Below are 12661 nucleotides of genomic sequence, written 5' to 3'. Positions count from 1 at the left end.
TAGCTATTGGTTGAATCCAGCAGACTAATCATTTATCCTACGAATACTTAAATTCCCCTTAGTTAAGTTTCGTGAAATTTTATCAGAATCTGAAGTTCTGATACAACTACTCCCTTAATATGTGATTAAAAGTTGTTAACTTTAATTAAGAACATGGAGGCTTTAGAGTGCCACTTCCTCTGTTAGAATATGAACCTTCAAGTCAAAACCAGCGTGTAGCTGGATATGAAGTACCGGGTGATGAACAGCCCAGGATTTTTACTACCGACAATATACTTTCTCCGTCAGATTTAGGCGATCTGATTGAAGCAGCATATCGTCAAATTTTCTTTTATGCCTTTGCTGCCGATCGCGAAACATATTTAGAGTCTCAACTCCGTAATGGACAAATTACAGTACGGGACTTTATTCGTGGATTGGTGCTTTCCAATACCTTTAAGAAAAGCTTCTACGATCTCAACAATAATTATCGCTTTGTTGAGCAAGTAATTCAGCGGGTTCTAGGACGCGATCCATACAACGAGCGGGAAAAAATCGCTTGGTCAATTGTAGTCGCAACCAAGGGGATTGTAGGCTTTATTGATGAAGTGCTCAATACTGAAGAGTACCTGAGCAATTTTGGATATTCCACAGTGCCTTATCAGCGCCGTCGGATACTGCCATCCCAATCTGCGGGTGAGTTGCCATTCAACATCAAATCTCCGCGATACGAAGATTATCACCGTGCCAAATTGGGTTTCCCCCAAATCATTTGGCAGGTCGAAGTACGCAGATTCCTTCCACAAGAGCAAAAAGCAAAGGCTGGAGATCCATCTCTATTCTTGGGTATGGCACAAAATATCAATGCAACTGGCAATGCTCCACAACGGATCTCGCCATACAACATCGATATCGAAAAGTCTGTACCTTATCGGCAACTGGCAGGAATTAAATAACGATTTTTGGTCGGTGGCTGGCTAGTACATCCATTTGATAGTTTTATAGCGTGCATAAGTCTTGGGTTATGTAGGAGTTTTATTTAGATATAACTAAGTGAAACAGACTCTATCCCATGTCTAATGCACGCTAGTTGTTAATGGTTTTTTATCAATGCTTGATGTATTTAAAACGGGGTTAGATTCAAGCGTGGATGAGCTTAAAGTGTAGTTCGTCTTTTTAGCATCTCCAAAAGTTTTGTAAAGTGAGCGGGAGGAGTAGCTGTCACCTCAATCAACTCCTCAGATAGGGGATGCTGCAATTTGAGTCGCCAAGCGTGTAATGCTTGACCAGGTAAATTTACTCCCACTGAATGGCCAGAACTATAAACTGGGTCGCCGACAATGGGATGACCAATTTTGCTGCTGTGGACACGAATTTGATGGGTGCGTCCAGTTTCTAATTGAAAGTGAATTAAGGTGAAGTTACCAAGGCGTTCTAATATTTTCCAATGAGTGACGGCAACTCGTCCGCCTTGTTCAACAGTCATAACAGCCATTTTTTTGCGGTCTTGGGGATGGCGACCAATAGGCAAGTCGATAGTGCCACTTTCAGTTTTTGGCGCACCGTAAACTATGCCCAAGTATTCTCGCCGTGCAGTTTTTGCTTTGAGTTGTGCTTGTAGATGATGATGGGCAATATCTGTTTTAGCGATCGCGATCGCGCCCGTAGTATCCTTATCCAATCGATGGACGATTCCTGGACGTTGGATTCCGCCAATTCCTGGTAAATTGGGACAGTGAGCCAATAGAGCATTTACTAAAGTACCATCTGGATGACCGGGTGCGGGATGGACAACTAAACCTGCGGGTTTGTTGAGAATAAGTAACTGATCATCTTCGTAAAGGATATCTAAAGGGATATCTTCTGCTTGCAGTTCTAAAGGTTGAACTTCTGGTATTTCCAGAGTGATGCGATCGCCTATTTTGACATTGATCTTCTTAGATGTGCAAACTTTGTCGTTAAGTTGGACATTACCCTGTTCGATTAACTGTTGGATGCGGGAACGGGATAAGTCTGGTAATTCTTGGGAAAGGAAACGGTCGATGCGATCGCCTTTGGTGTTGACACAGTGTATTGTACTCTTAAGGGGAAGCAAGCTAGGTAAAGCATCCTCCAGTGGAGTTGAGAAGCGTTCGCCCTTGGCGTTGGCAAAGCGATCGCTATTTTCTTGGATTTGTAAATTAAATTCGGTCACAATTGCTCTAGATTAATTCCCGTTCTTTAAGTAAAGCGCGAAATACTTTAAATTGCTTCTCGTCTTTACTCTTCAGCATTCTTGGCATTCGCGCAGCGTGTCGCAGACAAGCCTCTCGCAGAGAAGGCGGTTCGTTATTCTAAATCTATAACTTCTTGCGGCAACTCAAATAAACCATCTTCCCCAGCTTCAAAATCAATCACCTGATACACAGCATCAATATTTAACTCACCATAAATGTGAGGAAATAATTCTCCTATTTCAGCAGGTTCATAGCGAATTTCAGCTTGGACTTTTTCAGAATCAATAAAAAGTAGTACCAATTCTTTTTGATTATCAAAAAATCTCTTGGCAACTTTGAGTATTTGCGTTGATCTTGAACAATGTATAAAACCTTCACTGTCTAACGAATCAGCGCGATATGTACCAAGATTTTTTGCTTGTTCCCATTGTTGGCGTTTTGTAATGTGGAGAATGGTGTTCATAGAATATCTAGGAATTTCTGCGTCTTGTAATATTTTCAGGAAATCTTCTAAATTTGTAAAGTCTTTAATTACTTTGGTAGCACCAACATTTGTTAATTTATTATCACCGATTCCAACAAAAGCAATACTCAACTGATAGGCTGCTTTTACATCCCAAACACCATCACCTACAAAAACAATTTTCCGAAAATTTTCAACTTGATAAATATTTTTGGCTTTAATAATAGTTCTTTTAATAATATCTTCTCGCGACAGTGCATCATTTGCTGAAGCCAACGGTATGCCTTCTATTGGTAAGTTAGCTTTTTGAAGTTTTAATTTAGCAGACTCACACCAACCACCAGTTGCGATCGCAACACACCAATCAGAGTCTAGCTGTAATTTAGCTAATATATTTGCAGAACCAGGAATTTCGCTGAATAAATCTTGGTTATTAATAAACGCTTCCTGAAGTAGACTAACAAAACGTGCTTTAAGTCTAACTAATTCTTCATTTGAAGTAAAACGTTCTAAGTTTTCTTGTAAAATTTGCTGGGTAATTCCAGAATCTGTGGTGTATGTGTATTCAGTCCAATTTGGATTTATACCAAAAATTCCTAACTCCAATGCAAAAGCACGTACAAAACAATTTTCATCAATTTTGTTGGTATTTGTTAGTGTACCATCAATATCAAAAATGACTAATTGCATATAAGCGATCGCTATAAAAAAATTATTCTTTAAAATATCACATCCAGATGCTAAATCCGTAACACAATCTACTTAAGATTTACTTTATAAATTGTCTCTCAGAATCGAGTTAATCAGTGCGATCGCTGCCAATTATTTTTGCTTATTCCTATTGTTGGCGTTCAGTGATGTAGAGAATAGTATTCATGTTGCTTGTATCATTTTACGAATATCATCTAAAGGTGATTCGGATTCAGGGGGTTCATCAGAACAAAATTCTAGAGATAATTTATATTTATCTTTAGTAATATTTGATACATATATATTAATTTTTAGTTTTCCTTTCTGCCAGCCGTTACCGCTAATTTTAAGTATTTGGCAATCTACAATCAAATTAAATTTAATTTCATCTATTTTGAGTATCTGTTGACTAACAGATATTTTCTTGAAAAATTCATAAATTGAAGTGTTAGCCTTTTGAATCGAGTAATCATAAGCACCATGACTTTCCCATTTTCTGCAAATCTCTTCCTGAACTAATTCCTTTAATCTGCTGACTTTAAAAGTGTCTTTCTGCAAAAGTACAACATCATCATCACAGTCTAGAGCAATGAATTTATTATTCATATCAATGTAGTCAATTCAGAGTGGACAATAATAGCTTGATAATTTAAGCTTACTCCCAGTTTATTCTGCAATTTTGTTTGCATCAAGTTAGTGAAAATACTCAAACGACTGCAAAAAAATAATCTGAGCATCATTAAGCGATGCTCAACAATATTCCTAAATAAATTACGAACAAAGAGATCCCCGAATTATTGAATAATTTGGGTATCAGAGACTCTGGATGTTTGTAAAATTACGCCCAGACACGAAGCTTTATTTTACGCTTTTGTGTAAGTTTATCATTCTATAAATTCGGCGGAATACAAACATCTGGCGCACATAAACCAGGAAATTGTAGCGTTGTCATCTCAAAGCTATCCAAATCTACGCAACGAATAGCATGGTTATTAGTATCAGCAATATATAAATAAGAACTCAAAGCACTCAATCCTGAAGGTTCAAAAAACCGAGTGTTCTTACCCTGGCCATCTTGTAAACCCGCAGAACCATCTCCCAAAACTGTTTGACAATTCCCACTGGGGCTAACTAATTTAATTTTATGGTTATAAGTATCTGCCACCCACAACAAATTCTGCGCATATTCCACTCCTAAACAGTGTTGTAAACGAACATCTTCACCTTGTCCATCTACATCGCCAAAACCAAATAAACCGCCACTACCGCAAACAGTTCTTACTTGATACGGTTCGACAATTCCAATACCACGAATTGAACTAACTTCACTGTCAGCAATATATAATTCTTGCCCATTACTAGTAATACCACTAGGTTGAGCAAAAGCAGATTCAGTAAGTGAACCATCAATACACGCTTCTGCACCAGTACCAGCATAAGTTTTGATGATGCCAGTTTCTAAATCCATTAGCCAAATTTGATGCGGCCCAGCCATTGCAATAAATAAGGTATTTTCCACTTTCACTAAATCCCAAGGGGAATTCAGTACGGTTTCTAACCCAGCGCCTCCATGAGGATGGATATTGCGACTTTGTTCGCCAGTTCCCGCAATAGTTTTGACTACTTGGCGCTTTAAATCAACTTGCCGCAGCGCATGATTTTCTGTATCAGCAACGTAAAGAATCTGATTTTCGGCATCATAAGCCATTCCTTGCGGTGCAAAAAATTGCGCTTCGTTAAAAGCACCATCGGTTAAGCCAGATTTTCCAGTACCAATCAACTGTAAAATTTCTCCATCAAAGCTACTCATAACCAGGCGGTGATGTCCAGAGTCAGCGATAAACAAACCTGCTTGAGTAGCTAGAACTTTACCAGGAAAAGCTAAAGGTGTGATTAATGGTTGGCGCTGTTTTTCTAAAGTTAAGCTGATTTCTTGGAAATTAATTGTGCCTTTGTCTTGGTGTTGCTGAATTAACTTTTGAATCAACTCGTCTAAAGTGTCACGGTTTCCTTCACCAGAAATCTGGGCGATCGCGTAACCTTCTGGATCGATAATTATTAACGTAGGCCAAGCACGCACAGCATACTCTTCCCAAATCCGAAAACCTCTGTCAACTACAACAGGATGTTCAATGTCATAGCGCAGGATAGCTTGGCGAATATTTTCTGTTTCCTTTTCGTTGTCAAATTTGGCAGAGTGAACGCCGATAATAGTAAGACTATCTTTATATTTTTGTTCTAAATATTTCAGGTTTGGCAGAATATGCAGACAATTGATGCAACAGTATGTCCAAAAGTCTAAAATTACGACTCTACCCTTAAGTTGTTTAAGAGACAATGGTTTATCGGTATTGAGCCAAAAGTAATTTTGCGGTAATTTTGGCGCTCTAACACGGGGAATCATAAAGTATCCTTTGCTAAAGTTAGTTCATCAGTTTAACTTTAAATTTAGAGGGGTTTTTATACTTGATTCTTTTATATAACAATCCTAAATGAATTACGAACAAAAAGATCCCCGACTTCTTGAAGAAGTCGGGGATCTGAGCCTCTCGGTGTTTGCAATTCAAATAGGATTATTAGCATATTGCAGTAAGTCTATCGACTTATCGTGATTTAAAGTATAATTATCCTCTCAATCAGTGTCAGCTACAGTTTATGAACACTTTCTATGTTTCCGATTTAGACGGTAGATTGCTTGGAGATAATGCAATTCTTTCTTCGTTCAGCAAAAAAATCCTTGATGAACTCTTGCATCAAGGACTCCAGTTTACTGTAGCTAGTGCGCGTAGCGTTGTTTCTATGCAAGTCATGCTAAAAGGTTTGAATCTTCGTCTACCGATTATCGAATTTAATGGTGCTTTTCTTTCTGATTTGGATTCTGGTAGACATGAAATTATTAACTCTATTTGTCCTTCCGTAGTTGAAAGTATCTATAAACTTATCCTGGAGTTCGGCTGTGTTCCGTTTGTATCTAGTTTTAATGGTACGGAAGATTGTGTTTACTATATTGACTAGTAGTCTGTTCCATTAATTCTGAGGGATAAAAGAACGAACCGCCAAGGACGCAAAGAGCGCAAAGGAAGAAAACTTAAGAATGAGTTCACCCATTATATTTAATGGGACAGACCACTAGTAGCATAGGGATTGAAATTGCTTAGTTTCTATTAGGAGTTATATATGGTCGGGGTAATATTTGATCTAGATGGAACTCTTTGGAATATATCTAGTATATGTGCATATGCTTGGAATGAAGCAATTAAGATTGCCAATATTCAGAGAGTTCCTATCACTGAGAATGATATCAATGGGGTCAGTGGTCTTCCTTTGATAGAGTGCATAAAAAATATTTTTCCAGACATAGAAGAGGAAAATATTGATAACCTTTCTATTTTAATAGAAGACTGTGAAAAGCAAGAGATAAAAACTAGAGGTGGAACTTTATACAAAGGAGTTTCAGAATATTTAGATACTTTGTCCAGTCAGTTTCCCTTGTTTTTAGTTAGCAATTGTGAGTACTGGTACTTACAGGTATTTCTTTCTATGCCTTTAAACACTAGTAATACAAACAAAACTTTTAGGGATATATTTGTAGACTCAGAGTGTTTTGGCATAACTCAAAAACCTAAAGCTGAAAATATCATTGCAATTTGTCAGCGTAATAGCCTAAAAAAGGCAATTTATGTTGGAGATACAGAAAGTGATAGATTAGCAGCTATGAAAGCAGGGGTTGATTTTATTCACGCCTCTTATGGATTTGGTTATGTAGAATCAGCAAATTTAAAGAGTGCAGCTTCTTTTAGTGAAGTAGTCGATATACTGTTAACTCTTATCAATCCACCATCAGTAACGATAGAAAAGATTACAGCGAGTTTATAAACTAGAAATGGTTTTAGCGGATATCACTTTTGAAAAAACTTGACAGACTAACTACTATAGAGTTGTCAGCTTGGGTACAACAAGCGAAAACTAAAGCTGAACACGGAAAAGTTATCGATCGCATTCCGCTATTAGCTTTGGCTGATTCTGCTTGGTTTGCAGTTCACATCTGCTGTGAATCGGGGAAAAATATCAGTTTTGGGGATACAGCTTGTGTTTTCCCGCTAATGAGCGCGATCAAGACATTTTCTCTACTTTATCTGCTAGAACATCTAGGAGCAGAAACAGTTTTTGGCTGGGTTGGGGTGGAACCATCGGATGCACCCTTCAATTCTTTAGAACAATTAGTTAGCGATCGCGGCCATCCCCGCAACCCGATGATTAATAGTGGGGCAATTACCCTCTCTGATAAGTTACCAGGAAAGGACGCTAGCGATCGCACTCTCTTATTTTGTCAATGGCTCAACCAATTAGCAGGTTGCCAACTAAGTTTAGATGAGGAAATGCTGGCTTCAGTGCGATTAACCCGTTCAACAGCTAATGAAGCGATCGCTAATTATCTTGCCGAAATTGGTCATTTAGAAAATATTGAAACAGCACTTGACACTTATGAGGAAATATGCTGTTTGTCTGGGAAAGTTGAAGATTTAGCCCTGTTAGGAAAACTCTTAGCTTTTGACAATGGCTGTATATCACCACAAAACCGCCGAATTGTCAATGCTGTAATGTCAACTTGTGGACTATACGAAGCTTCTGCTGAGTTTGCAGTCAGAATTGGTTTGCCGATGAAATCAGGGATTGGTGGTGGACTTATAGCAATAGTACCAGGAGAGGGAGCGATCGCTTGTTACAGTCCTGGTTTGGATAATATCGGAAATCCTGTAGGTGCGATCGCATTGGTTGAAGTTTTAGCGCAAGAGTTGCAGTTGAGTATTTTTGGTTAATTCTGGTTTTTCTGCGTCGGGAGCGGTTGTTTTAGATAACGGCGTAGATTCAGAATTTGGCGTTACCTCTGACTGTGGTTCTGCTGGTGGCGTAATTATTTTTGGTACAGGAGACTCAATAATCTCTGGCAGTGTGGGTGACGAACTAGGGGATGGTGCAATTGTTACTTGTGGAGTAGGTGTCTTACTCGTTAGACGATTAAAAAATCCGCCAAATCTAGATTTTTTTGGCTGAGGTGTTACTTTTTCGGGTAACGGCGTAGATTCAGGAGTTGGTGTTACCTCTGGCTGTGGTTCTGGTGTTGGCGTAATAATTTCTGGTACAGGAGACTCAATAATCTCTGGCAGTGTGGGTGGCAAACTAGGAGATGGTGCAACTGGTGCTTCTGGGGTGGGAACTTTACCAGTCCCACGGTTAAAAAATCCACCAAATCTAGGTTTTTTTGGCTGAGGCGTTACGTTTTCAGGTAAAGGCGTAGATTCAGGAGTTGGCGTTACCTCTGGCTGTGGTTCTGGTGCTGGGGATTCAATAATTTCTGGCAGTGTGGGTGGCAAATTAGGAGATGGTACAGCCGTTGGAACTTCTAATTTTGGTTGTTCTGGCTGTGTTTTGGATTGTTCTGGAATTTCAGTTTCAGGAATAGGCTGTATTTGGGGTGTTTTTTCAACAGAAGGTGTGGGTATGGGTTTAGGTGTAAGTTTATAATTCTGGTCTACAATAGGGCGCACCTCAGCTGCTGTGAGTTCTCCTCTGACAATTCTCGACAGAGTGTCTTTGCCCTTTGGCTGGTAGTCAATCAATCTAACTGTAGTATTAAAAGCATTTTTGACAGCATTTCCTTGATTATCGAGAAATTCTAGCTTTACCCAGTTTTTCCCTGGACGGAAGCCTTTAAGGTAAACTGCTTGCCAGCGATCGAAAATAAAGCTTTCACCATTAATAGTGGAGCGGATGCGCCAATCACTGAACTCGTCGTTGGGGTTTTCCTTACCAACGAGATGCAGAGGAGCATTAGTTAGGTAAAAGTCCAGTAAGATTGGTTCTGCTCCGTAGCTGCTTTGAGGACGGCTGTAAGTTAACAGGGGTAATTTCGGATCTGGGGTGTTGTCGTCAGTTTTGGTGAAGACGTGAAATGTTGTTTGGGCATAAGCACCTTCATTCTTAAAGCTTTCATGCCAAGGACGAGAAGCAAAGACGCGCAGGGTATGACTACCTGGAGACAAGTCTGGCAATACCAAGGGCTGATTCAGGTCGTAAACAGGTATATAAGGTTGATTATCCAGAATTACGTGTAAATGTGGCCCCAGTTGTAATTGTGGGTCTTTAAATATTGGTAAATCCTTAACCTGAAAACTGGCTGTTACTTTGTTGTCTTGCAGAACTTCATCAAATTTTGGAGTAACAATTGTCACTTGTGGCTGATAAACTTCCAAAATTGGACGCAGTTCTTGAATAACAGATGGAGGGGAAACTTCCGAAAATTGCTTTGAAATTTGAGAAATCTTTGGGGAGTTTTCTTTATAGCCAGTAGATACTTCCTGGCTGCCGGCTTTCTCGCCGCAACTGGTCAAGCTTAATACCAGCACTAATATCATTACCCACCTGAGAATCGGGAACCTCTGAGGGAGGAGCTTCTCTAACACCCTTTTCTGCCACGAGTTCATGCGTTGCATCCAGTGATAGTCTTCGACAATTGACAGATTATTTTGGCTCAAACTGTCCATCTGGAACTATAGCCCAAACAAAAGGTGAAATCTGCCTCATATCACATAAGTTTTCCTTGGTATGCTCATAAAATTTTAAAATAAATCATAATCTCTACAGCGTTTTACTTGCAAAAATTGAAATATGACATAAATGTTCATGAGTAATAGGAGTAAAAGTTGGGACATGGGCTACATACAGCCAAACCATAAATTTTACGAATTGTTATTCTTTGTAAATTAAATAGATAAACTATTGACTTTTGGACAAAAAGTTTGAAGTTAAAAGCCAGTTAAGGCATGAATTTCAGCAATATTTGAGCAAGTTTGAATTATTGTTAAAATATCTCTAACAATGTACAAGTGAAGACTCTATAATTCAACGAGAAACAACAATCCACATAGGTCTTCATCGCGGCTTCAGCAAAATTCTGGAGTTTGCGGTAATGGTTAATTTTGTGGTATTCATGATTCCTCATTCCTTATCAAGAGAGGAGGTCGAATGACAATAAGTCCTCCGGAGCGAGAGGAAAAAAAGGCAAGAGTAATCGTCGATAACGATCCAGTTCCAACCTCATTCGAGAGATGGGCGCAACCTGGACACTTTGACAGATCCTTAGCCAGAGGTCCCAAAACCACCACATGGATTTGGAACCTGCACGCACTCGCCCATGATTTTGATACACATACAAGCGATTTAGAAGACATCTCCCGCAAGATATTCTCAGCCCACTTCGGCCACTTGGCAGTAGTGACAATCTGGTTGAGTGGGATGATTTTCCACGGCGCGAAGTTTTCTAACTACGAAGCTTGGCTAAGTGACCCGTTAAACGTTAAGCCTAGCGCTCAAGTCGTTTGGCCCATTGTCGGACAAGACATTCTAAACGGTGATGTTGGCGGTGGTTTCCACGGTATTCAAATCACCTCCGGTTTGTTCCAAGTATGGCGTGGCTGGGGTATCACAAACTCCTTCCAACTTTACTGCACAGCGATCGGTGGATTGGTATTAGCAGGCTTGTTCCTATTTGCCGGCTGGTTCCACTACCACAAACGCGCTCCCAAACTGGAATGGTTCCAGAATGTGGAATCGATGCTGAATCACCACTTGCAAGTACTGCTAGGTTGTGGTTCCTTGGGATGGGCAGGTCACTTAATCCACGTGTCCGCACCGACCAACAAGCTTTTGGATGCAGGTGTTGCTCTCAAAGACATACCTCTGCCCCACGAGTTCATCTTGAACAAAGACTTGTTGACCGAACTGTACCCTGGCTTTGCAGCTGGTTTAGCACCTTTCTTCACCTTGAACTGGGGTCAGTATGCTGACTTCCTAACCTTCAAGGGCGGTCTGAACCCGGTAACAGGCGGCTTGTGGTTGACTGATATTTCTCATCACCACTTAGCGATCGCAGTTCTCTTTATCGTTGCTGGACATCAGTACCGTACCAACTGGGGTATTGGTCACAGCATTAAAGAGATCCTCGAAAACCACAAAGGCCCTTTCACTGGTGAAGGTCACAAAGGTCTCTACGAAAACCTGACCACATCTTGGCACGCTCAGTTGGCTACTAATCTAGCCTTCTTGGGTTCGCTGACCATCATCATCGCGCATCACATGTACGCGATGCCCCCCTATCCATACTTGGCAACTGATTACGCTACGCAGTTGTGCATATTCACTCACCATATGTGGATCGGTGGATTCTTGATTGTTGGTGGAGCGGCTCACGCTGCGATCTTCATGGTGCGGGATTACGATCCAGTTGTGAATCAAAACAACTTGTTGGATCGGGTGATTCGTCACCGTGACGCGATTATTTCTCACCTGAACTGGGTGTGTATTTTCCTCGGCTTCCATAGCTTTGGACTTTACATCCACAACGATACAATGCGTGCATTGGGTCGTCCTCAAGACTTGTTCTCTGATACAGGGATTCAATTGCAGCCAGTATTTGCCCAGTGGATACAAAGTATTCACGCCTTGGCTCCTGGTACAACTGCACCCAATGCCCTAGAACCAGTTAGCTATGTCTTTGGCGGCGGTGTCTTGGCTGTTGGCGGTAAAGTGGCAGCTGCACCCATTGTTTTGGGCACAGCGGACTTCCTAATTCACCACATTCACGCTTTCACCATTCACGTCACCGTCCTAATTCTGCTCAAAGGTGTGCTGTACGCCCGTAGCTCTCGTCTGATTCCAGACAAGGCAAACTTGGGCTTCCGCTTCCCTTGCGACGGCCCCGGTCGTGGCGGTACCTGTCAAGTCTCTGGTTGGGATCACGTATTCCTCGGACTTTTCTGGATGTACAACTCCATATCGATTGTAATTTTCCACTTCAGTTGGAAGATGCAATCAGATGTTTGGGGAACCGTAGATGCAGATGGGACTGTAACTCATATCACTGGTGGTAACTTTGCCCAAAGTGCTATTACCATCAACGGTTGGTTGCGAGACTTCTTGTGGGCACAAGCTACACAAGTCATCAATTCCTATGGCAGCGCGCTATCTGCCTATGGTCTACTCTTCTTAGGCGCTCACTTTGTCTGGGCATTCAGCTTGATGTTCCTGTTCAGTGGTCGCGGCTACTGGCAAGAACTGATTGAGTCCATTGTTTGGGCGCATAACAAACTGAAGGTAGCACCAGCAATTCAGCCTCGCGCTCTGAGCATTATTCAGGGTCGGGCTGTAGGGGTAGCTCACTACCTCTTGGGAGGAATTGCCACAACCTGGGCATTCTTCCATGCACACATCCTTTCAGTAGGGTAGCAATCAGTTGTGGAGTGCTGAGTGCTGA

The 12661-nt window shown here is 40.9% G+C and carries 10 protein-coding genes and 1 pseudogene; 5 read left to right on the top strand and 6 right to left on the bottom strand.

What is annotated here, in order from left to right; genetic code table 11:
* Nucleotides 1-167 precede the first annotated feature (167 nt).
* Nucleotides 168-935 (top strand): phycobilisome rod-core linker polypeptide, encoded by a 768-nt coding sequence (locus V7K84_RS19540; protein ID WP_334840414.1) that lies wholly within the window; start codon nucleotides 168-170, stop codon nucleotides 933-935.
* A 200-nt stretch (nucleotides 936-1135) separates the two neighbouring features.
* On the opposite strand, the gene V7K84_RS19535 is transcribed toward V7K84_RS19540, so the two are convergent.
* The 5 genes and pseudogenes from V7K84_RS19535 to V7K84_RS19515 form a co-directional block, all read right to left on the bottom strand.
* Nucleotides 1136-2053: an RluA family pseudouridine synthase gene (locus tag V7K84_RS19535; protein WP_334840463.1), complete on the bottom strand. Its 918-nt coding sequence runs from the start codon at nucleotides 2051-2053 to the stop codon at nucleotides 1136-1138.
* A gap of 254 nt (nucleotides 2054-2307) precedes the next feature.
* A complete protein-coding gene (locus V7K84_RS19530; RefSeq protein WP_334840461.1) occupies nucleotides 2308-2658 on the bottom strand; it encodes a DUF952 domain-containing protein in 351 nt (116 codons plus the stop codon).
* A 123-nt stretch (nucleotides 2659-2781) separates the two neighbouring features.
* A pseudogene (locus tag V7K84_RS19525) lies at nucleotides 2782-3348 on the bottom strand (HAD family hydrolase); the annotation flags it as partial.
* Between the two features lie 183 nt (nucleotides 3349-3531).
* Nucleotides 3532-3954, bottom strand: coding sequence for a KGK domain-containing protein (locus V7K84_RS19520; protein WP_334840413.1), 423 nt, complete (start codon nucleotides 3952-3954; stop codon nucleotides 3532-3534).
* Nucleotides 3955-4237: 283 nt separating this feature from the next.
* Nucleotides 4238-5752 carry a thioredoxin-like domain-containing protein gene (locus V7K84_RS19515; protein ID WP_334840412.1) on the bottom strand — a complete coding sequence of 505 codons (1515 nt, stop codon included), beginning with the start codon at nucleotides 5750-5752 and terminating at the stop codon, nucleotides 4238-4240.
* Nucleotides 5753-6003: 251 nt separating this feature from the next.
* Here V7K84_RS19515 and V7K84_RS19510 point away from each other — a divergent pair, with 251 nt between their 5' ends.
* The 3 genes from V7K84_RS19510 (at nucleotide 6004) to glsA (ending at nucleotide 8168) form a co-directional block, all read left to right on the top strand.
* Nucleotides 6004-6363 carry an HAD family hydrolase gene (locus V7K84_RS19510; protein WP_334840411.1) on the top strand — a complete coding sequence of 120 codons (360 nt, stop codon included), beginning with the start codon at nucleotides 6004-6006 and terminating at the stop codon, nucleotides 6361-6363.
* Nucleotides 6364-6525: 162 nt separating this feature from the next.
* On the top strand, nucleotides 6526-7224 hold the full coding sequence (locus tag V7K84_RS19505; RefSeq protein ID WP_334840410.1) for an HAD family hydrolase: 699 nt from the start codon (nucleotides 6526-6528) through the stop codon (nucleotides 7222-7224).
* A gap of 29 nt (nucleotides 7225-7253) precedes the next feature.
* Nucleotides 7254-8168: a glutaminase A gene (gene glsA / locus V7K84_RS19500; RefSeq protein ID WP_334840408.1), complete on the top strand. Its 915-nt coding sequence runs from the start codon at nucleotides 7254-7256 to the stop codon at nucleotides 8166-8168.
* Here the strand turns inward: glsA and V7K84_RS19495 are convergent.
* On the bottom strand, nucleotides 8133-9833 hold the full coding sequence (locus V7K84_RS19495; RefSeq protein WP_334840460.1) for a hypothetical protein: 1701 nt from the start codon (nucleotides 9831-9833) through the stop codon (nucleotides 8133-8135). The genes glsA and V7K84_RS19495 overlap by 36 nt on opposite strands.
* A gap of 541 nt (nucleotides 9834-10374) precedes the next feature.
* Between V7K84_RS19495 and psaA the strand changes: the two genes are divergently transcribed.
* Nucleotides 10375-12633, top strand: coding sequence for a photosystem I core protein PsaA (gene psaA / locus V7K84_RS19490; RefSeq protein ID WP_334840406.1), 2259 nt, complete (start codon nucleotides 10375-10377; stop codon nucleotides 12631-12633).
* Nucleotides 12634-12661 lie beyond the last annotated feature (28 nt).

Origin of the sequence: Nostoc sp., assembly GCF_036917315.1 — a bacterium.
Classification (GTDB): Bacteria; Cyanobacteriota; Cyanobacteriia; order Cyanobacteriales; family Nostocaceae; genus Nostoc.
The sequence above is the reverse complement of the archived record's forward strand: the minus strand, read 5'-3'. Positions and strand labels throughout refer to the sequence as shown.